Annotated in this window: 18 protein-coding genes and 1 pseudogene; 13 read left to right on the top strand and 6 right to left on the bottom strand. The window is 35.2% G+C overall.

Going from position 1 to position 22,643, the window contains the following annotated elements:
• Positions 1 to 547: integrase core domain-containing protein (locus A9G36_RS07180; RefSeq protein ID WP_141670633.1), on the top strand; the 547-nt coding region annotated here is incomplete at its 5' end.
• Between the two features lie 266 nt (positions 548 to 813).
• Here A9G36_RS07180 and A9G36_RS07175 read toward each other — a convergent pair.
• The 3 genes from A9G36_RS07175 to grpE all read right to left on the bottom strand — a co-directional run bounded on the left by A9G36_RS07175 (position 814) and on the right by grpE (position 5,489).
• Positions 814 to 3,051 (bottom strand): S8 family peptidase, encoded by a 2,238-nt coding sequence (locus A9G36_RS07175; RefSeq protein ID WP_034915567.1) that lies wholly within the window; start codon positions 3,049 to 3,051, stop codon positions 814 to 816.
• Positions 3,051 to 4,109 carry an ATP-binding protein gene (locus A9G36_RS07170; protein WP_065585567.1) on the bottom strand — a complete coding sequence of 353 codons (1,059 nt, stop codon included), beginning with the start codon at positions 4,107 to 4,109 and terminating at the stop codon, positions 3,051 to 3,053. The genes A9G36_RS07175 and A9G36_RS07170 overlap by 1 nt, the downstream gene beginning before the upstream one ends.
• A 795-nt stretch (positions 4,110 to 4,904) precedes the next feature.
• Positions 4,905 to 5,489, bottom strand: coding sequence for a nucleotide exchange factor GrpE (grpE, locus tag A9G36_RS07165; RefSeq protein WP_065569491.1), 585 nt, complete (start codon positions 5,487 to 5,489; stop codon positions 4,905 to 4,907).
• 158 nt (positions 5,490 to 5,647) lie between these two features.
• Between grpE and nadK the strand changes: the two genes are divergently transcribed.
• Entirely contained in the window at positions 5,648 to 6,526 is an 879-nt protein-coding gene (gene nadK, locus A9G36_RS07160; RefSeq protein ID WP_065569490.1) for an NAD(+) kinase, read from the top strand.
• Positions 6,527 to 6,581: 55 nt separating this feature from the next.
• Here the strand turns inward: nadK and A9G36_RS07155 are convergent, their stop codons facing one another.
• Positions 6,582 to 7,079 (bottom strand): phosphatidylglycerophosphatase A family protein, encoded by a 498-nt coding sequence (locus A9G36_RS07155; protein WP_065585566.1) that lies wholly within the window; start codon positions 7,077 to 7,079, stop codon positions 6,582 to 6,584.
• 99 nt (positions 7,080 to 7,178) lie between these two features.
• Entirely contained in the window at positions 7,179 to 8,189 is a 1,011-nt protein-coding gene (argF, locus tag A9G36_RS07150; RefSeq protein ID WP_065569488.1) for an ornithine carbamoyltransferase, read from the bottom strand.
• A gap of 269 nt (positions 8,190 to 8,458) precedes the next feature.
• Between argF and carA the strand changes: the two genes are divergently transcribed.
• On the top strand, positions 8,459 to 9,619 hold the full coding sequence (carA, locus tag A9G36_RS07145; RefSeq protein ID WP_065585565.1) for a glutamine-hydrolyzing carbamoyl-phosphate synthase small subunit: 1,161 nt from the start codon (positions 8,459 to 8,461) through the stop codon (positions 9,617 to 9,619).
• A gap of 2 nt (positions 9,620 to 9,621) precedes the next feature.
• The gene (carB, locus tag A9G36_RS07140) at positions 9,622 to 12,837 is read left to right on the top strand and encodes a carbamoyl-phosphate synthase large subunit (RefSeq protein WP_065585564.1); all 3,216 of its coding nucleotides are present in this window, start codon (positions 9,622 to 9,624) and stop codon (positions 12,835 to 12,837) included.
• 194 nt (positions 12,838 to 13,031) lie between these two features.
• On the opposite strand, the gene A9G36_RS09900 is transcribed toward carB, so the two are convergent.
• The gene (locus A9G36_RS09900; protein ID WP_065585563.1) at positions 13,032 to 13,232 is read right to left on the bottom strand and encodes a hypothetical protein; all 201 of its coding nucleotides are present in this window, start codon (positions 13,230 to 13,232) and stop codon (positions 13,032 to 13,034) included.
• A 769-nt stretch (positions 13,233 to 14,001) separates the two neighbouring features.
• Between A9G36_RS09900 and A9G36_RS07130 the strand changes: the two genes are divergently transcribed.
• The 9 genes and pseudogenes from A9G36_RS07130 to A9G36_RS07090 form a co-directional block, all read left to right on the top strand.
• Positions 14,002 to 15,615: an ABC transporter substrate-binding protein gene (locus A9G36_RS07130; RefSeq protein ID WP_065585562.1), complete on the top strand. Its 1,614-nt coding sequence runs from the start codon at positions 14,002 to 14,004 to the stop codon at positions 15,613 to 15,615.
• A gap of 147 nt (positions 15,616 to 15,762) precedes the next feature.
• Complete coding sequence (gene dppB / locus A9G36_RS07125) at positions 15,763 to 16,779, top strand: dipeptide ABC transporter permease DppB (RefSeq protein ID WP_065585561.1); 1,017 nt, start codon at positions 15,763 to 15,765, stop codon at positions 16,777 to 16,779.
• 14 nt (positions 16,780 to 16,793) lie between these two features.
• Positions 16,794 to 17,717 carry a dipeptide ABC transporter permease DppC gene (gene dppC, locus A9G36_RS07120; RefSeq protein WP_065585569.1) on the top strand — a complete coding sequence of 308 codons (924 nt, stop codon included), beginning with the start codon at positions 16,794 to 16,796 and terminating at the stop codon, positions 17,715 to 17,717.
• Between the two features lie 13 nt (positions 17,718 to 17,730).
• Positions 17,731 to 18,708, top strand: a complete 978-nt coding sequence (gene dppD, locus A9G36_RS07115) for a dipeptide ABC transporter ATP-binding protein (RefSeq protein WP_065574665.1) — start codon at positions 17,731 to 17,733, stop codon at positions 18,706 to 18,708.
• Positions 18,698 to 19,699 carry a peptide ABC transporter ATP-binding protein gene (locus A9G36_RS07110; protein ID WP_065585560.1) on the top strand — a complete coding sequence of 334 codons (1,002 nt, stop codon included), beginning with the start codon at positions 18,698 to 18,700 and terminating at the stop codon, positions 19,697 to 19,699. The genes dppD and A9G36_RS07110 overlap by 11 nt, the downstream gene beginning before the upstream one ends.
• Positions 19,700 to 19,837: 138 nt before the next feature.
• Positions 19,838 to 21,115, top strand: a complete 1,278-nt coding sequence (locus A9G36_RS07105) for an MFS transporter (RefSeq protein ID WP_065585559.1) — start codon at positions 19,838 to 19,840, stop codon at positions 21,113 to 21,115.
• Between the two features lie 12 nt (positions 21,116 to 21,127).
• Complete coding sequence (gene pdxY, locus A9G36_RS07100) at positions 21,128 to 21,994, top strand: pyridoxal kinase PdxY (protein ID WP_065585558.1); 867 nt, start codon at positions 21,128 to 21,130, stop codon at positions 21,992 to 21,994.
• Positions 21,995 to 22,111: 117 nt separating this feature from the next.
• Entirely contained in the window at positions 22,112 to 22,369 is a 258-nt protein-coding gene (locus A9G36_RS07095; RefSeq protein ID WP_065573901.1) for a transposase, read from the top strand.
• Positions 22,369 to 22,643, top strand: a pseudogene (locus tag A9G36_RS07090) (IS3 family transposase); the annotation flags it as partial. The gene A9G36_RS07095 and the pseudogene A9G36_RS07090, both read left to right, overlap by 1 nt.

The raw sequence follows: 22,643 nt of genomic DNA, 5'->3' as shown, positions 1-22,643 counted from the left end.
CAGGGTAAAGCGTAAAAAACGTATTCCTCTACGATGCCCGGAAAGGTTATTAGCCCCCAATAAACAAGGTGAATGTTGGTCAATGGATTTTATGAGTGACAGTAGTCGTAATCAACGTCGCTTTAGGACATTCAATGTCATCGATGACTTTAATCGTGAGGCGTTAGGGATTGATATTGCAGTAAGCTTACCAGCAGGAAGGATTACCCGTTACTTAGATAAACTGGCTGAATATCATGGGTATCCATTAAAAATACGAGTTGATAATGGACCAGAATTTACAGGAAAAACCTTTATAAACTGGGCAAAAACACATGGTATAACTATAGATTACATCAAACCCGGTAGCCCTTATCAAAATGGCTATATTAAACGATTTAACCGGACTTATCGAACTGAAGTGTTAGATTTATATCTTTTTAACAACCTAGCGCAAGCAAGGAGAATAACCGAAGAATGGCTCACCATTTATAATACCGAAAGACCGCATGAGGCATTAAATAACATGACACCGATTGAGTATAAAACACTAAAACAAGCAGCTTAATTTTCTACGTGAGTTGTGTACTAAGTTGGGGGCATTTACAAAAACGATATTGAACAATGGTTTGATCTTTACAATCGAGAAAGGCACACTCTGGAAAATATTGTTATGGAAAGAGACCACGGCAAACCTGGAACGGAGCAAAAGGATTGGTTAAGGAAAAGCAATTGGAGAATTTATTTTACTCATCGGCTTTCATTTTAACAAAATGTGTGTCCGATGAGTAATAAGTTTTTGTCAGATTAAGTTTGAGCTAACACATAAAAAAATTACTCAAATTCAATCTCTTCATTCATATTTTGATAAATATTAACTTTGGCATTAACATCAATTGCATTTACTAACCAACCACTTAAATGGCAGCTTCTAATAAACTCATCAATTCTATTTACGCCATTAATTTCTTTTAATGTAACAACAATTCCAAAACGAACACCTTCTCCATCTTTGGGATTTAAACGATTATTTGTTTTAATTTCCATGCCCCAATTTTTATTTTCGTATGATATTTTAGGTTTATTATTTTTTTTAACTATTTCAGCTATATATTTAACATTATCCCATTTTCGGAAATTACTTCGAGCATCAGACTCTAATAAATAGTTTCTTTCAGTATCTATATTCTGGTTTTGTTTATCCCCATTAATATTAGAAATTTTTCCATTATTTTTGATTCTTCCAAAATGTAAATTTAACTCAGTATTTGTATAATCCACTCCTTGAGTTCTATTGCATTTAGGAAAGTAACACATTATTGCTTTGGCTATATAAGGATATTTATCATCTTTATTCATTGGTGTTGGAAAATTATAATTATAAGTGTTCCATTTTTCACTGATATCTGAAACTAAAAATTTAATCTCATCTTCTTTTGTTTTGACAATATCGTCAATTTTAATTGGTACTATACCATGCCCATATAATGCAATTTCACTGGCAGTCGGTTCGTTATTCCATCCTCTTGCGGCATCAATAATAAGCGCCTTAGCCACTTCACGGCTAAGCTCTAATATGTCAATTAGATATGAAAGTTTTCGAGCAACCCAAGGAGCTGCAAATGATGTTCCCGCAACTTTAGCTTCTCCTAAGGGTTCACATACATGAATATATTGTTCACTGCTTCCACCATAGTAACTTATATCAGGCTTCGCAAAAAATGATAAAACAATTCCTTTTCTAGAGTATTTTGTTGATAATCCATTTTTTGTTACTGCATTTACAACCATACTATTAATTGAATCGGCAGGAGAACCAATTCTATTAATATTTTCATTTGTTTTATTTGTTCCCGCAATAACAAAGATGACATCATTTTCATATTGAATTTGGTCTAATACAGAAGCTTCAGCAGATATAAAATTATCATTAACTTCTTGATCACTACCTAGTGAAATATTCCAAACTTTAATATCTTTATTTTTTGCTATTATTTCTTTAATTTGCTTTATAATAGTAAAAGAAGAAAACTGTGAACCAACTGCTACACCAAAGTGACGTACTTTAAACCTTCCACAGCCGTCATCTAACCAGGGATTAAGCCTTGGTCCATCTACAATAATAGATGATATTGCAGTGCCATGCCTATAATCATTAGGTGCTTTAGCAATATTTTCATCAACCATTTCATGGTATTCGACCCAATCACTAAAATAAACTCCCTCATCAAATAATGTGTCAATTACACCAATAGTAGGTTCTATTGTGGGCTCTGGAATATGCTGCAAATTTTGTTTATGTTGTTGAATGAAATCTTCTGGCGATAGCTGGGATAAATCTGCTGTAGCCATTGAAATAAGATAAGGAGCTTTAGTAAATAAGATCTCCGATTGATTCTTATCCAAAAAAATCGTTTGATTATCTAAAATCCGACTGGATAAAATATCGATACCTAGTTTTTTTAATAATCTTTTTGTATCCATTCTTATATCATACAAAGTAATAATACTTTGCACTGATTCTCCTGACGGGTTCTCTACCTCAAAATCATCAATATAAGAAATATCAGCTATAACTTGCTTAAATGAGGATTTACTTATACCAAATTCTTTAAAATGAACACTATTTATACTTTCATGATCCTTGAAAGTAACTTGATCTATTTTTCCTGAAAAGGCTTTATCTAAAACAATTTTTGTTTTATCAAGTAAAACAATACTTTTATTTAAATCATTAATATCTAAAAAATAAGTAATAATATGTTTAGTTCTATCTTTGTTAAACTTAGCTCCCACTATTGCATAGTTCGAATCCTTCCCTCTAAACAATCCTCCGATTCTATTACTTTTTGCCACAATCTTATTATAACAAACACAAATTAGAATACCGTCAAATGGCTTAGGTTCATTCAACCAAAAATTTTTGATTTGTTCCATTTTCGTTTGCAACTTATACACATGTTCGCTAGTAACACCATTGTTACCATTCATATTAGGAATAACTTTTGGTTTAAATTGTTTAGACGCTTGAACAAATCGATTTCCTTTTAATTCTAAAACATTATTTGCCATTACTTATTTCCTTCATTCAATTTTCTAGCTATTGTGCTTTTAGGTTCACCTTTAAGTTTTTCTATCTCTCTTACAGTAAAACCTAAAATGTGTAATTGTTCTAAACTAGTTTGATCAAGATTTCCTATTATATTGTTGTATAATCTTCTCAGATAATCATAACCATTATTTACATCACTAAACGCTAAAGAAGTCTTGATAATATTTTTTAATTCACCAGGATATGGTAATTGGTTTGATGTATTTAGAATTTTTTTCAGCAATCGAGCATCTTTAGACACGTTTCTAAAATTTTTTGAGAAAGATGAAAAATAAAATTCAGCCACTTCAACTAAATCTTCTTTACTGTATTGATTAAAATTAATAATAGCATCAAAGCGTCTAGAAAGAGCCTTATCAAAATTCTTATATAAGTTTGTGGTAGCAATGATTACAATGTCTTTATTTAAATCATTTAATCTATCCAACTCTCTCAAAATTGCTGATGTTACACGTCCCATTTCTCGAACATCATTACTATTAATCCTATCTAATGCTATAACGTCAATTTCATCAAATAAAATCACTGTTTTTTCTGGATAAGGTATTTTATTAATTTCACTAAACACTTGGGCTATGTTTTTATTCGTTTGACCAAGCTTGCTATCAATTAAATTATCAAAATCCACATAAAACAGCGAACGTTTGAGTAGTCTCGCAACATGTTTTGCTGCTTCAGTTTTACCTGTACCAGGAAACCCTTCAAATAAAAATTTGGTTATCCCAATTTTGTGATTAACAGCATTAATCACTCCTTTAATATTATCAGTGATTTCAATTGGCAAATTTAGGGAATCCACTACCTTTACATTTATTGATTTTAAAAAATCACTCTCAAACTCACTTGCTTGAGGAATATAAAGATTTGATTCAGCAATAAATCCCATAATATATTCAGCTAACTGATGATCGCCAATAGAATCAAAATATCTAGCAATTTCAATAGTTTCATCTCTAAAAGCACTTTCATTTCTTTCAACATGATATTTAATCAAATTTAACACATTCTTTTTTTTCACAAAAATCACCTAAGGATATATCTATTTAAATTAAGTATACCATAAATGGGACAAAAAATACAGTTTTGGGACAATATTATAAATAGAAATTGTTTTATATAAGGAAAAGTATAAAAATAAGGGTTGCAGAACTGTATTATTATACAGTTATTTTAAGTTAAATGTAAATGGATACAAATACGGGTACATTTTTCATCTAAATTTCTCAAATCCAGTAACCACAAGGCTTCAACCCACATCTTCGATTCCGCGTCCGGGCACCAATTTTCAAAAGAAAAAACCAGCATAAATTGTTTTGATATCAAGAACCTCTATCAAATAGTTTTTCGTCTTTTTTAGTAATCAGCTATAACAATTTAAATCTACTTCTGGAAAAATATAAGTATATTGAGTGTAATGGCGCATGTATTTCTAAAATTGTCCGAAGAATTTTGTTAATAAGCATTATATTTATTTACATATAGCATTTTTCTCATCCAGATTATTTTTTCTTAACACTTCAAGTTTGCATAAAGCAAATCATAGTAGTGAGAATATACCTAATATTTTGCGGAGAATTAGGTAATATCTTTTATAATAATTTAAAAAGAACAGCGAAAAAACCTTAGTTGGAATGCCCTACACTGCACTAGATGATTATACTCAGTATTAAGATAGAAAGTATTTCAGAATAAAAACGGTAAAGTAAAAAGGATACTATGCAAAAAACATATAATTCTAATTAATAAAAGAACAATAATCATATTGCTCTTTTTTATTAATTATACTGAAATTTTTTATAGCAAAGAACAGTCCCTACTTCGCAACAATTACCATTGCTGGGCGAATTAATCGACCATTTAAGGTATAGCCTTTTTGGATGGTATTTACTATTTGACCTGATTGATGTTCTGGTGATTCAACCATGCTAATTGCTTGGTGCACATCAGGATTTAGTTGTGAATCTTCAGTATTAATCACTTCAATACCAAATTTTTTGACAGTATCTAGGAATGATTTTAATGTCAGTTCTAACCCTTCAACAGTTGCTTTATGCTCAGGATTGGTTTTATCTGTAGATTCTAAAGCTCGTTCTAAATTATCAATAACGGGTAATAATTCATTAGAGAATTTTTCTAGTGCAAATTTACGCGCTTTATCAACATCTTGTTCAACACGTTTACGAACATTATCAATTTCAGCTCGCGCACGAATCATGGCTTCGCTTTCATTTTTTTTAGCCAACTGTAATGCTTGTTCTAACTCTGCAATACGTGCATCTTTTACGTTTAATTGCTCTTCTAGACTTGGTTGCACTGGAGCTTCTTGCTCTGTTGTTTCTTCAGCTAGTGTGTCAATGTTAGTTTCATTTTCTGACATATTTTTATCTTGCTCTGTCATAAGGTACTCCAAATAATGTAGTCGAAAACTTAGTGAATTACGGTTATTATGGGGACAATTTTTATGATTACAAGCTTATCAGTAAATTGATATGTAATTTTTTGACCTGTGACGAAAAAATACATATCGTTTATATAAAACAATAACAAGGATATTTTATGAATACACCTTTTAAATGCATTGGTCTGATTGGACTTCCTCGTAAATTAGAGGCAATCGAAACTCATCAAGTGCTTTATGATTGGCTTGTTAATCTTGGTATTCATGTGCTAGTTGAAGATCGCTTAGCGGATCATATTCAATTTCCAGTTAGCCATTACGCTTCGTTAGAAGCAATTGGTGAACAAGCTGACCTAGCCATTGTTGTGGGTGGTGATGGAAATATGCTACGTTCAGCTAGGTACTTGTCACACTATAAAATCAAAGTGATTGGTGTTAATCGAGGTAATCTCGGTTTCTTAACGGATATCTCGCATGAACAAGTAATTGAACAATTAAGTCCTGTTATTGCCGGTGAATATAAGGAGGATCCTCGTTTCTTATTAGAAGTTTCCATTTATGATAATGGTAATTTGATTAATTCGAGTTTCGCCGTAAACGAAATTGTCGTCACTCCTAACACTGTAGCGCATATGATTGACTATGATGTTTACATTAATGAACGTAATGCGTTTTCACAGCGAGCTGATGGGTTAATTATTGCAACGCCAACAGGCTCTACCGCTTACTCGTTATCGGCTGGAGGTCCTATTTTAGCGCCTCATTTAGATGCATTAATTATTACGCCAATGTTTCCGCATTCGTTAGCAGTTAGACCTTTGGTTATCAAAGGCAATGACCCAATTCATCTTAAATTTCCAACTACTGCGCTTGATTTAAATATTGCCTGTGATAGCCAAATTATTTTACCGGTCAAACCAACGCAAGATGTGATTATTCGCCGATCTTTATATGAATTTAATTTAATTCATACCAAAGATTATGATTATTTTAATAATCTTTCGACTAAGTTAGGATGGTCGCAAAAGATGTTTTAATCTATTTTTGTAAAAAACTTTCAGGAAAGTATGCGTTTTAGTATAAGATTACATCTTAAATAACCAATGTCATGATATAAACGGTGAATGATGAAAAGATAGCTGCAATCACATCATCCACCATAATACCAAAACCGCCAGGTATACGTTTATCAAACCAACGAATTGGCCACGGTTTTGCCATGTCAAAAATCCTAAATGCTACAAAGGCTATCGCAATCCACATAACAGAAAGTTGTGGAATAAAAAATAGGGTGATCCACATGCCAACAAATTCATCCCATACTATATGCCCTGAATCGTGCGTATGGATATCATCCGATGTTTTTTGACAAATAAAACAACCAAAAATAAAAGTCACTAAAATAAAGACCCAGTATAAAGTTGGTTGTAAACCATAAAATAATAGCCAAAGTGGAATCGCCATTAACGATCCCATTGTTCCCGGCATAATTGGAGATAAACCACTACCTAGTCCTACAGCTAAAAAATGAATGGGATTGGTTAACTTTAGGAATTTTTTAAAATCTTTATTTCGTTCTTGTTTTGTCATAATCTAATATTCTTTTAAATAAAATTTGCCGACATTAAGCCGGCAAAAAGAAAGTGCCTAATTTTTTAGCTAAACATTTAAGTATTGATTATGGCAATATTATTCATCTTTGGCTAATGTTGCAACCATTACCGCTTTAATGGTATGTAGCCTATTTTCGGCTTCATCAAAAACAATACTATGTTCAGATTCAAACACATCATTAGTCACTTCAAGTCCATTGGTTAAACCATATTGAGCTGCCATCTGTTTACCGACGGTAGTGTTCATATCATGAAAAGCGGGTAAACAGTGCATGAATTTGACATTTGGATTATTGGTAAGTTTAATAACATTTTCATTCACTTGATAAGGTGTTAATAATTTAACACGCTCATCCCAAACTTCCTTAGGCTCGCCCATTGATACCCATACATCAGTATATAAAAAGTCGACGTCTTTAACTCCTTTGGCAACATCTTCGGTTAAAATAATTTTTGCACCCGTATTTTTTGCTATATCTTGGCATTTTTGTACAAGTTCGGCTTCGGGATGACAGGCCTTTGGTGCAACTAAACGAATTTCCATTCCCATTAAAGCCGCACCTTCCATTAACGAATTTCCCATGTTATTATGGGCATCGCCTAAATAGGCAAATTTAATGCTACTTAATGGGCGATTGCTTATATGCTCTTTCATTGTCATAAAATCGGCTAAAATTTGGGTTGGATGTGCTTCGGTCGTTAGGCCATTCCATACTGGTACACCAGCATATTGGGCTAATGTTTCAACGATCTCTTGGCCATAACCACGATACTCAATACCGTCATACATTCGACCCAGCACGCGTGCGGTATCCGCAATTGATTCTTTATGACCGATTTGACTACCACTTGGTCCTAAATAAGTGACATTTGCACCTTGATCAAATGCACCAACCTCAAAAGCACAACGCGTACGGGTGGAGTCTTTCTCAAAAATTAATGCAATATTTTTACCAATCAAATGTTGTTGTTCTTGCCCTTGTTGTTTGGCTTGTTTTAATTCGATAGCAAGATTAATTAATTGATTGATTTCGGTAGAGGTAAAATCAAGTAATCGTAAAAAATGACGCTGATAAAAACCGTGCATGATATAGCTCCTAATAACCGTAATGATTTAAATGATTCTATCTGAATAATTATGCAAATTCAAGTTAAACATCATAATAAGTTTAACATTTTACCTTTATGCTGAAGTAAGTCTCAAAAATTAGACTTATTATTAAAATAATTTTTATAATATTGCTTTTTTTGTACAAAAAAGTGTAATAAAATGACCAAACATTGTATCTTTGTAGCCAGGTGAAATTGAATTTTTATTCAAAATTCATGATAATTCATTCAAAGGATCTTTTAGTCATGCAAACTTATGCCCTCCTTATGTTACAAGATGGTTCGCAATTTATCGGGAAATCAATTGGTGCTGATGGTCAAACAGTTGGGGAAGTGGTATTTAACACCTCAATGACAGGTTACCAAGAAATTCTTACCGATCCGTCTTACTGTGAGCAATTGGTTACATTAACCTACCCGCACATTGGTAATGTAGGAACGAATGATACCGATGCCGAATCGAACCAAGTTTATGCAAAAGGTTTGATTATTCGTGATTTGCCATTATTAGCTAGCAACTATCGAAGTGAACTCTGTCTTTCTAGCTATTTAAAAAAACATAATGTTATTGCCATTTCGGATATTGATACGCGGCGCTTAACCCGTATTTTGCGTGAAAAAGGTGCACAGCATGGCGTCATCATAACAGCAACGGACAAAATGACCTTACTTGAAAAAGCCGAAATAGCTAAACAGCAGGCAATCGATTTTAAAGGATTAAGTGGGCTTGATTTAGCTAAAGAAGTAACTTGTTTGACAAGTTATATTTGGTCACAAGGCATGTGGACAAGGCAACAGCAGCATCCTGATCCAAAACCAGAAAACCAATTACCATATCATGTTGTTGCTTACGACTTTGGTGTAAAACGTAATATTTTGCGAATGTTAGTTGAGCGTGGTTGTAAATTAACCGTTGTACCAGCAAAAACGACAGCAAAACAAGTCCTTGCTTTAAAGCCCGATGGAATCTTTTTATCTAATGGCCCTGGAGATCCTGCACCTTGCAGTTATGCGATTAATGCCATTAAGCAGTTTTTAAACACAGATATTCCTATTTTTGGCATTTGTTTAGGTCATCAACTTCTTGCGCTTGCTTGTGGTGCTAGAACTATCAAAATGAAGTTTGGTCATCGTGGTGGTAATCATCCTGTTAAAGATCTAGAAAATAATAAGGTAATGATCACTGCACAAAATCACGGCTTCGCTGTAGATGAAGCAAGCTTACCAGCTCATTTACGAGCGACGCATAAATCACTGTTCGATGGTTCATTACAAGGCATTCATCACAATCAAAAACCGGCTTTTAGTTTTCAAGGTCATCCCGAAGCCAGTCCTGGGCCTCATGATGCAGCATCGCTTTTTGACCACTTTATTGAGTTAATTAAAATTTATAAGCAGGAGCAATAATCATGGCTAAGCGAACAGATATAAAAAGTATACTAATTATTGGTGCTGGCCCAATTGTTATTGGTCAAGCATGTGAATTTGATTATTCTGGTGCTCAAGCCTGTAAAGCACTACGTGAAGAAGGTTATCGTGTTATTTTAGTTAACTCTAATCCAGCCACTATCATGACAGATCCTGAAATGGCCGATGCCACTTATATTGAACCCATTCATTGGACAAGCGTTCGTAAGATTATTGAACAAGAAAGGCCAGACGCCATTTTACCAACCATGGGCGGTCAAACAGCGTTAAACTGTGCATTAGAGCTTGAAAAACAAGGTGTATTGAAAGAATTTAATGTTGAAATGATAGGTGCAACAGCAGATGCTATCGATAAAGCCGAAGATCGGAAACGCTTTGATGAGGCGATGAAAAAAATTGGTCTTGATACCGCTCGCTCAGGAATTGCTCATTCACTTAAAGAAGCTTACGTCGTTCTTGATCAAGTTGGTTTTCCTTGCATTATTCGTCCATCATTTACCATGGGGGGCACCGGTGGCGGCATTGCTTATAATACCGAAGAGTTTGACGAAATTTGTACTCGAGGACTTGATCTTTCGCCAACCAATGAACTACTTATTGATGAATCATTAATAGGTTGGAAAGAATATGAAATGGAAGTAGTTCGAGACAAAAATGATAACTGCATTATTGTTTGTTCAATTGAAAACTTCGATCCAATGGGTATTCATACTGGTGATTCAATTACGGTGGCTCCGGCACAAACCTTGACTGATAAAGAATACCAAATCATGCGTAACGCTTCGATCGCGGTACTGCGTGAAATTGGTGTTGAAACTGGTGGCTCCAATGTACAATTTTCGGTTGATCCAAAGACAGGGCGATTAATTGTTATTGAGATGAATCCACGGGTGTCACGATCATCTGCCTTAGCTTCGAAAGCAACGGGCTTTCCTATCGCGAAAATCGCCGCCAAACTGGCTGTCGGTTATACGCTTGATGAATTATCTAATGATATAACAGGCGGAAAAACCCCCGCTTCATTTGAACCGTCAATTGATTATGTTGTTACCAAAATTCCACGCTTTAATTTTGAAAAATTTGCTGGTTGTAACGATCGATTAACCACACAAATGAAATCAGTTGGTGAAGTGATGGCCATTGGGCGTACCTTCCAAGAATCAATACAAAAAGCGTTGCGAGGGCTTGAAGTTGGCGCTTCAGGATTTGATCCTAAAATTGATAATTATACTGATGAAAAAAATATCACCAAAATTCGTTATGAGCTCCAAGAAGCGGGCGCTGATCGGATTTGGTATATTGCTGATGCTTTTAGGGCAGGATTGAGCTTAGAAGATATCTTTTTACTTACCAATATTGATCGTTGGTTTTTAGTACAAATTGAAGAGTTGGTTAACCTTGAAAACAAGCTAAAGGAACAATTACTTGCGCAACTTGATCAAGAAACATTATGGCAATTAAAACGTAAAGGTTTTTCAGATTTACGCATCGCCAAACTGCTTAATACCACAGAACAAGCTGTTCGCGATTTACGCCATCAATATCAAATTCACCCTGTTTATAAACGTGTTGATACCTGTGCGGCTGAATTTGCAACAGATACCGCTTATCTTTATTCAACCTATGAGCAAGAGTGTGAAGCTAATCCTCAATTTAGCCGTAAAAAAATTATGATCCTTGGTGGTGGTCCTAATCGGATTGGACAAGGTATTGAGTTTGATTATTGCTGTGTACATGCGGCATTGGCACTGCATGAGGATGGTTATGAGACCATTATGGTTAACTGTAATCCCGAAACGGTTTCACCCGATTACGATACTTCTGACCGCCTCTATTTTGAGCCAGTTACGCTTGAAGATGTGCTTGAAATTGCACATGTTGAAAAACCAGATGGTGTTATTGTGCAATACGGTGGGCAAACACCGTTAAAACTTGCTCGTGCGCTTGAAGCAGCAGGGCTACCAATTATTGGTACCTCACCTGATGCTATAGATAAAGCCGAAGATCGTAAACGCTTTCAAGAAGTCGTCGATAAACTGAAATTAAAACAACCTGTCAACGCCACAGTGACCGATATTAACGAGGCTGTCATTGAAGCAGAAAAAATAGGTTATCCATTAGTGGTTAGACCTTCTTATGTATTAGGAGGTCGAGCAATGGAAATTGTCTATAATGAACAAGATTTAAGGCGTTATTTTAAAACAGCGGTAAGCGAATCAAATAATGCACCAGTCTTACTTGATCACTTTTTAGATGATGCAATTGAAGTTGATATTGATGTAATTGCTGATGGTGAGCAAATCCTGATTGGTGGCATTATGGAACATATTGAACAAGCAGGCATTCACTCTGGTGATTCCGCTTGCTCACTACCAACACACACATTAACTGCAGATATTTTAGACAAACTACGACAACAAGCCAAACAATTAGCACTTGAACTCAATGTAAAAGGTTTAATGAATGGGCAATTTGCGGTGAAAGATAATCAAATTTATTTGATCGAAATCAATCCTCGTGCAGCTCGTACTGTACCTTTTGTCTCAAAAGCAACGGGTTTACCACTGGCGAAAATAGCGGCTCGTGTGATGACGGGGCAATCACTTGCCAAGCAAAATGTGACTAAAGAGGTGATTCCTCCTTATTATTCGGTAAAAGAAGTGGTATTACCGTTTAATAAATTCAGTGGTGTCGACCCAATATTAGGTCCTGAAATGCGCTCAACTGGTGAAGTAATGGGAATTGGTAAAACCTTTGCTGAAGCCTTTGCTAAAGCTCAGCTAGGTAGTTTATCCAATATGAAAAAATCAGGGAAAGCATTATTATCGGTTCGCGATCAGGATAAAACAAGGCTGTTAGAGGTAGCTAAACGGTTAATTACTCATGGGTTTAGTATTGATGCAACTATTGGCACGGCAAAGGTATTACAACAAGCAAATATACCATGCCAAGTCGTAAAAAAAGAAAACGAAGGGCGACCAAATATCCATGACCATATAAAAAATGGCGAATATAGCTATATTCTTAATACCACCTCTGGGCGAGCAGCTATTGAAGCCTCAAAAGTATTACGTCGAAGTGCCATTCAATATAAGGTACATTACGATACCACGATGAATGCTGCTTATGCTACAACTGCAGCGCTAGATTACGATCCGGCACAAACTGTAACGCCATTACAGCAACTTTATTGCTAATCAAAAAGGTAAAGACGAGCGATGCTCGTCTCAGATTGATGACAAAGAGCTCGCTTTTTGGCGAGTTCTTTGATCTAATAGAGAAGAGTCCACTATTAAAAGAAATTCTTCTGTGCTAAAAAAACAACTCCAGCGACACCAGAAAAAATAGAGAAAATCTCGTTAGATGCGCTTGTCCCTCAAAATCACCTTGTTCATAAAATAGCTAAAGTAATTGATTTTGAATTTAATTTACAATAGTCCTTACTTAATCTGACAATATATTTTTCGACTTTAACCAGGCGTTTAATACCATAACTAATGGTTTTATAACGTTCATTTTTACTGGTTAAAAGCACAAAAAGCTTCAATCGGGCTTTCTTCAGTACATTATAAATGGTAGGACGACTGGCCATAAAGCGTTTTGCCAAATCAGTGACCGTTATTTTTTCTTTATGATATAAGCGCCATATCTCTTGTCTGTGATAAGGCGTTAGTTTTGTTTTTTTTATGTATATTCATTACAGTAGTTTCTCAAATTACTGTAAACAACGCGAGGAATTTCTACAAATTATTACTCAGCTCCCAATGAATCACTCATCCGGCGAATGGGATACAAATTGTGACGGAGAATTTGAAACCCATGACAGGAAAATGATAAAGGTGAATGCGCTGAACAAATTATCAATTTACCAAATAAAAGAACTTTTTTGCACTATAACGGTGTGGAATATCCTATAACCACTTCTGTAAAATAAAATTGAATATAAATTTTAATCAGTTTTCAAATAAAAAAACCATATAATAAATTCAGAAAGATACATAAATTAAGAATAATTAAAAACATATTTATGTATTCTTTTTCACCATTTTCTTTAATATAGATTTTTTGAATAAAAAATGGCATTATTTTTGCATATTTTATTTGTTACACAATACTTAATCTTAACTATCGTTATATCAGTGTTAAAAGTTATTTTTAATAAAAAGTCGTAATCTTAATTGTGGTGCATAATTGCACCATATTTGTGCTAGTGATGGAGGGTACGAATTTAAACAAAGCGAAAGTTAATTAATATAAAAATTATAACGTTTTACTAAATCTATATATTAAAAAATACGACATTCTTACCTGTGTTTAAATGTTACAAAATCGGTTTACAGTTAAATAATTGGAGTGATTTTATGAGTAATCTAAGGAAATATAAACATAAATTCTTATTGAGTGCAGGACTAATAACAATGCTTGCGAGTGCACAACTTCATGCTGCTGAAACATTGGTTTATTGTTCAGAGGCTTCGCCTGAAACATTTAATCCACAATTAGCAACAAGTGGTGTATCAATGGATGCAAGTGCAGTTCCTGTTTATAATCGTTTGGTAGAATTTAAATTAGGTACTACCGAAATTGAACCTTCTTTAGCCAAATCTTGGGATATCAGCCAAGATGGTTTAACCTATACTTTTCATTTACGCAATGATGTTAAGTGGCATAGCAATAAAGAATTCAAACCAACACGAAACCTAAATGCTGATGATGTTATTTTTACATTTATGCGACAAAAAGATAAAAATCATCCTTATAACAAAGTTTCTGGTGGACAATATGAATACTTTGAAAGTATGGGATTCCCAGATTTAATCAAAGAAATTAAAAAGATTGATGATCATACTGTTGTATTTGAATTAAACCATCCAGAAGCCCCTTTTTTAGCAGATTTAGCAATGTCATTTGCATCAATCTTATCAGCTGAATATGCTGATGCTATGCTTAAAAAAAACACACCAGAAAAATTAGACTTAGTTCCTGTTGGTACAGGCCCATTTACTTTTGTGCAATACCAAAAAGACTCCAGAATTCTTTATAAAGCAAATCCCGATTATTTTGGTCCAAAAGCCAAACTTGATCGCTTAGTGTTTTCTATTACACCAGATGCCGCAATTCGTTATGCTAAGTTACAAAAAGGCGAGTGTCATGCTATGCCATACCCAAATGTAGCCGATGTTGAACGAATGAAATCGGACAAAAATATTGTTGTTAAAGAAATGGCTGGCGTTAACATTGGCTATTTAGCCTACAATATGGATAAGCCACCACTTAATAATTTAAAAGTCCGCCAAGCATTAAATATGGCCGTGAACAAAGATGCGATTATAAAAGCTGTTTTTCAAGGTGCAGCTGAACCAGCTAAAAACTTTATTCCTCCATCAATGTGGAGTTATAACGATGAAGTGAAAGATTATCCTTATGATCCAGCGCAAGCAAAAGAATTATTAAAATCAGCGGGATTAGAGAAAGGCTTTACTATCAATTTATGGGCAATGCCAGTACAACGTCCATATAACCCAAATGCACGCCGTATGGCCGAAATGATTCAAGCAGATTGGGCTAAAATTGGCGTAACAGCTAAAATTGTTAGTTATGAATGGGGAGAATATCTATCTCGTATTCGTGATGGTGAACATGATGCTGTATTAATGGGCTGGACTGGAGATAATGGCGACCCTGATAACTTTTATTCTGTCTTGATGAGCTGTGATGCGGTTAAAGCGGGTTCAAACTATTCACGCTGGTGTTACAAACCATTTGATGATTTATTGCAACAAGCGCGTATTGAGTCAAATCACGAAAAAAGAGTTGAGCTATATAAACAAGCACAAGTTGAAATGCATAATCAAGCACCTGCATTGATGATTGCGCATTCAATGGTTTATATGCCATTACGCAAAGAAGTTAAAGGCTATATTATGGCGCCTCTGTCATTACATGACTTTAACCAAGTTGCGCTTGAAAAATAGTATTCCTAACGATTAACCACCAATGTGTGGTTAATCACTACGTTGGGTTTTGCTAAATCTAGTACTATAAACATATTTTTTAATAACTAAATAAATTTTATTTATTTTACAAACAGTAATTTAAAAGCAATACGTAAGAGCTACTACATGTTTCAATTTATTCTAAAGCGGTTAGGTGTACTTATTCCAACGTTTATTTGTATCACACTGCTTACTTTTATTTTTGTTCACCTTATTCCGGGTGATCCCGTTATGGTGCTTGCAGGAGAACGAGGTTTAACTCCAGAACGCCATGCAGAATTAATGACTCAACTGGGTTTGGATAAACCACTTTATCATCAATATTTTCAATATATTATAAACATGCTTCATGGCGATTTAGGAATCTCCTTTAAAAGCCAAATTCCAGTATGGGATGAATTTGTACCCCGATTTAAAGCAACGTTTGAACTTGGATTTTGCGCAATGCTGTTTGCAGTTAGTTTTGGGATCCCAATCGGTGTTCTTGCCGCAGTGAAACGTGGTTCAATATTTGATCACACAGCAATAGGACTATCTTTAACAGGTTACTCCATGCCAATTTTTTGGTGGGGGATGATGCTGATCATGTTAGTCTCAGTACACTTAAATTTAACCCCAGTATCTGGTCGTGTTAGTGATATGCTTTTCTTAGATGAAAGTAATCCTTTAACCGGATTTATGTTAATAGATACTTTATTATGGGGTGAAACAGAAGATTTTATCGATGCAGTTACTCACTTAATTTTACCTGCCATTGTATTAGGAACCATTCCATTAGCAGTAATTGTCCGCATGACTCGTTCTTCTATGTTAGAAGTATTGAGTGAAGATTATATTCGAACAGCACGAGCTAAAGGCGTTAGTAGAATGCGAATCGTCCTTGTTCATGCATTGCGTAATGCAATGATCCCTGTTGTAACCGTTATCGGTTTACAAGTTGGTACAATGCTTGCCGGCGCCATATTGACCGAAACTGTCTTTTCATGGCCAGGAATTGGTCGTTGGTTAATTGAAGCGCTACAGCGTCGAGATTACCCCGTTGTACAAAGTGGCGTTTTAATTGTTGCGGTCATAATTATTTTAGTGAATTTATTAGTTGATATGTTGTACGGGGTTATTAACCCACGTATTAGACATAAATAAGAGTGTTTTTACAGATGAATAAACAGGTTATTACTGAACCAACCAATACGCAAGACATTAGTTTAGCCGTACCTAAACCATTAACGCCTATGCGTGAGTTCTGGTTCTATTTTTCAAAAAATAAAGGTGCAGTCGTTGGACTAGTCTTTATTATTATTGTTGTATTACTAGCTATCTTTGCCAATTTTGTTGCACCACATTCCCCTTCTGAACAATTTAGAGATGCATTACTAACACCACCCGTTTGGATGAAAGATGGCAGTTGGCAATTTATTTTAGGAACTGATGATGTGGGACGAGATATCCTATCCAGACTCATTTATGGTGCCCGTTTATCTTTATTAGTCGGTTGCTTAGTAGTCATTATCTCATTGATTTTAGGGATTACATTAGGATTAATTGCTGGTTATGTAGGTGGTTTTTTAGACAATGTAATTATGCGTGCAGTGGATATCATGCTTGCATTACCAAGTTTACTACTTGCACTTGTATTAGTTGCAATATTTGGTCCATCAATTATTAACGCTTCAATAGCATTAGCTTTTGTTGCATTACCACATTATGTTCGCTTAACACGCGGAGCAACGATTGCTGAAATTAATAAAGATTATGTGATCGCCTCACGAGTTGCTGGGGCGGGACCCTTACGACAAATGTTTATCAACATCCTACCAAACTGCTTAGCACCATTAATTGTACAAGCTTCATTAGGATTTTCGAACGCAATTTTAGACATGGCTGCATTAGGTTTTTTAGGCATGGGCGCACAACCACCAACACCAGAATGGGGAACAATGCTTGCTGACGTATTGCAATTTGCACAATCAGCATGGTGGGTCGTTACCTTTCCTGGTTTAGTAATTTTAATGACAGTGTTAGCTTTCAACTTAATGGGAGATGGTTTGCGAGACGCACTTGATCCTAAATTGAAACAGTAATGGAGATACAGTCATGGCACTATTAGAAGTAAAAGAATTATCTGTTCAATTTGGTGGATTTAAAGCAGTAGATCACATTAGTTATGACGTTGAGCAAGGGCAAGTTGTTGGTATTGTTGGTGAATCAGGTTCAGGAAAATCAGTGAGTTCACTCGCCATAATGGGATTAATTGATTTTCCCGGTAAAGTCAATGCAAATGCATTACACTTTGATGGCAAAGATCTTCAACAAATCTCAACTAAAATGCGCCGTAAAATTGTAGGTGCAGATGTGGCAATGATCTTTCAAGATCCGATGACTAGCTTAAACCCATGTTTTACCATAGGTTACCAAATCATTGAAACATTAAAAATCCACCAAGGTGGCAGTAAAAAAGAGCTCAAAGCAAGAGCGATTGAATTGCTTAAATTAGTAGGAATTCCTGATGCTGAAAATCGATTAAAGGTTTATCCGCACCAGTTATCTGGCGGAATGAGCCAACGAGTAATGATTGCAATAGCCATTGCATGCAATCCAAAACTCTTAATTGCTGATGAACCAACAACAGCACTAGATGTCACAATTCAAGGGCAAATTATTGAGTTATTACTTGAGTTGCAACGCAAAAATAATATGGCATTAATTCTTATTACTCATGACTTAGCGTTAGTTTCTGAGGCTGCACAAAAAATTATTGTAATGTATGCTGGACAGGTGGTTGAAATAGGCGATGCTGAAATTATCTTTAAAAAACCATTACACCCTTACACACAGGCACTATTACGATCACTGCCTGAGTTCACTCAAGACAAAGAGCGATTAGCATCATTATCAGGCGTTGTACCAGGAAAGTATGATCGACCAACAGGCTGTTTACTCAACCCTCGTTGTCCTTATGCTACTGAACATTGTTATACCCAAGAACCAGCACTAGTTAGCTATGGTGAAACTAGAAAAGTAAAATGTCATTATCCACTATCAAGCGAAGGGATACCACAATATGAACAATAATATGGAAAATAATGAATTACTGCTTGATGCCCGAAACTTGACAAAATATTATCATGTTAAAACGGGACTTTTTTCTGAAACCAAGCAAGTTAAAGCCGTTGACGGTGTATCTTTTACATTAGACAAAGCTAAAACACTTGCGGTTGTCGGTGAATCAGGTTGTGGTAAATCCTCATTAGCAAGATTACTAACAATGATTGAAAAACCCACATCTGGAAAAATTTATTTTAAAAATCAGAATTTGTTGGATAATGATCAACAAGCTCAAAAATTGCGTCGCCAAAAAATTCAAATCGTTTTCCAGAATCCATACTCATCATTGAACCCCCGCAAAAAAATCGGTTCCATATTAGAAGAGCCTCTAATTATTAATACTGATCTAACAGCAAATGATCGTAAAGCAAAAGTACTATCAATGATGCAAAAAGTTGGATTAAAAGAAGAGTTTTATAACCGTTATCCCCATATGTTTTCAGGAGGACAACGTCAACGCATTGCTATCGCAAGAGGTTTAATGCTTGATCCCGAAATAGTAGTTGCTGATGAACCTGTTTCAGCATTAGACGTTTCTGTACGAGCACAAGTGCTAAATTTGATGATGGATCTACAGCAAGACCTAGGTTTATCTTATATTTTTATTTCTCATGACCTTTCCGTCGTTGAACACATTGCTGATGACGTAATGGTAATGTATTTGGGTCGTTGCGTTGAACAAGGACGAAAAGATGAAATCTATCGTAACCCTAAACATCCATATACTCAGGCACTATTATCAGCAACCCCAAGATTAAATCCTGATCTTAGACGAGATAGAATTAAATTAGAAGGTGAATTACCAAGTCCGCTAAATCCACCTATGGGTTGTGCGTTTAATGCTCGATGCCGTTTAGCATTTTCACGTTGTACAACAGAACAACCACAGCTTATTAATTATAATGAACATAAAATTGCGTGTTTCTGTATAGAGGAAAATAATAAAGGTGACAGTTAATTCTGTCACTAAATTAGATACTAAATCTATCCATTGCATTTTTCTTTTCTTAGAAGATAACAAATTGTCATATTAATAGTTTTGTGCTAGTTTCGTACTCATTATTAACTTACAACCGCGATAGCCCTAAGATTACTTATGTCCAATTCATCAGCTAAAAAAGTCGCTTTTGCCGCCTTTATTGGTACGACCATTGAATGGTATGATTTTTATATCTATGCCTTGGCATCAGTATTAATATTTGGTCAGCTTTTTTTTCCTGATGATAATCAATTTGTGCAAATCTTAGGATCTTTTGCCACCTTTGCCGTGGGATTTTTATCACGTCCTTTAGGAGCGTTACTATTTGGTCATATTGGTGATCGTTTGGGGCGTAAAAAATCGTTAATTACTACGTTGGTTTTAATGGGGTGTGCCACCACCTGTGTTGGTTTATTACCCTCTTATCAACAAGCAGGCATTTTATCACCAATTTTATTAGTTACATTACGCATATTACAAGGGATTGCGGTTGGTGGTGAATGGGGCGGTGCCGTGCTTATGACCAATGAACATGCCCCCAAAGGGTTGAAAAACTTCTTTTCCTCCTTTGCACAGTGGGGAAGCCCAGCAGGAAATATTTTAGCATTATTGGTCTTTTCTTATATTATCCGTTCACCTATAGCTGAGCTTATTAATAGTGGCTATTGGCGTATTCCATTTTTAGCCAGTTCTATTTTATTAATTATTGGCATTATTGCTAGAGTCACCTTAACCGAGTCACCTGTCTTTATCGAATCATGCAAAAAGCAAGCAAACTTAAAGCAAGAATCAACGCCAGTTATTGAAGTTTTTAAAAAATCAACACCGCTATTAATTTTAGGCATTGGCGCTAATGTATTGTCATTTAGTGGAATATTTTCTAATACATTAATGATTGGCTATACCACTATTGCACTAGGTATTGAAAACAAGATAATTGTTGATGCCCTGTTTTGGATTGCGATTGTGCATTTTGTTGTGCAACCTTTTATTGCCTATTTTTCAGAAAAATACTCGGCAACACGATTTTTAATTTGTTCGGCAATCTTAGCAATGGGATCGGTATTTTTATTATTCCCAATCATTCAGATAGGCACAAAAAATAGCTTTATTATTGGTATTTCGCTCAACGTAATTTGCTACAGTGGCTTTTATGGCGTAATAGCGGGCTATTTAAGTCGAGTTTTTCCTACCAGAATACGTTACACAGGGTTATCTATCAGCTATCAAGGTTGCGCTGCCATTTTTGGTAGCCTAATTCCGATGATAGGGGCATATATTATTTATACTTACAAAACTTTTTGGATACCATTAGCCTTGTTTTATTGTTGTTTAGCATTGATATCTATTATCTGTATCTATCTCCTAAACCGCTATCATTACTATGACGAATAATAAGGCAAACATATGAAAACAGTATTATCAATTCAATCAAATGTTGTTTATGGTTATGCCGGTAACAAGGTATCGACATTAGCCATGCAACTACAAGGCGTTGAAGTTATGCCGATCCATACCGTGCAATTATCCAGTAATACGGTTTATCCTCATTATGATGGCATAGTGCTTGGTGCTAAACAAATTACACGAATAGTTAATAGTCTAGAAAAAATTGGGGTTTTAAAGTCTATTGACGCCATTATTTCGGGCTATATTGGTCTTGCTGAACAAGGCGAAGAAATCTTAGAAGCAGTCAACAAAATTAAATACTATAATCCTAATGCTATCTATGTTTGTGATCCTGTTATGGGGGGCGATATTAATAAAGGTAGTTCACTGCCACAAGGTATTATTGATTTCTTCACTAAGCAAGCGGTTAAACAAACCGACTATATCACACCAAATTTATTAGAATTACAAATACTTTCTGATATCGAAATTAAAAAATTTAACGATGTACTAAATGCAATAAAAAAACTACAAAAACAGAATATTAAGGCTATATTAGTAAAAAATTTGGTGCACGCTGGCAAAACAACCGACCTATTTGAAATGGTGTTAGCAACACCAACCCAAAACTATCATCTTGCCCGCCCACTATATGACTTTCCACATCGTCCATTAGGTGTGGGTGATTTAATTTGTAGCTTGTTTACAGCGCATCTAATTAATGGGAAATCCCAATTAATGGCGTTTGAATTAGCCGCCAATACCGCTAATCACGTGCTAGAGATCACCAAACAAAAAGAGGCTCGAGAATTGGCAATTATTGATGCTCAAGCGTGGATTAAAAAGCCAGATTTGCGGTATCGGGGGATGGAATTGATGTTATAAAAGAATATCATTTCTATGTTATTCTTCTAAACAATAAGTATTTTGTAACTACCCCCTAAAATAGTACAGCAAAAAAGTAGAAAATTCTCTATGATAAAAGTAAAAGAGGATTTAATGATGAAAAAAATGACTGAACATCAAATCGTCGCTATTTTAAAAGAAGCTGAAGCGGGTATTCCGGTTAAAGAACTGTGCCGTAAATATGGCGTGGGTAATTCAACTTTCTATAAATGGCGAGAAAAATACGGCGGAATGGAAACTTCGGATATCAAACGCTTAAAGGAGCTGGAGGCTGAAAATCGCAAGCTTAAGCAGATGTTTGCCGAACTGAGCTTAAAATCCCAGCTTCAGGAAGAAATCATAAAAAAGCTTTAGTGCCCACAAAGGCACGTAAAACGTGGGCACAGCAACTACAACAAAATCATTCAGTTACTATTACTATGAGTTGTGCCATTGTTGGCTTAAGCCGTTGTGCTTACTATTATAAACCTAAGTTACCGGATGATTCAGTGATTATTTCGGTGTTGAATGCTATCACGGAAAGGCATTTACGCTGGGGTTTTCCTAAATGTTTTAATCGTATCAGAAAGCTCGGCTATAAATGGAATCATAAACGGGTATATCGGGTGTATTGTGAATTAAAGCTTAA

Origin of the sequence: Gilliamella sp. Choc6-1, assembly GCF_001690385.1 — a bacterium.
GTDB classification, from domain to species: Bacteria; Pseudomonadota; Gammaproteobacteria; order Enterobacterales; family Orbaceae; genus Gilliamella; species Gilliamella apicola_A.
This window is presented reverse-complemented; position numbering and strand designations above follow the sequence as displayed.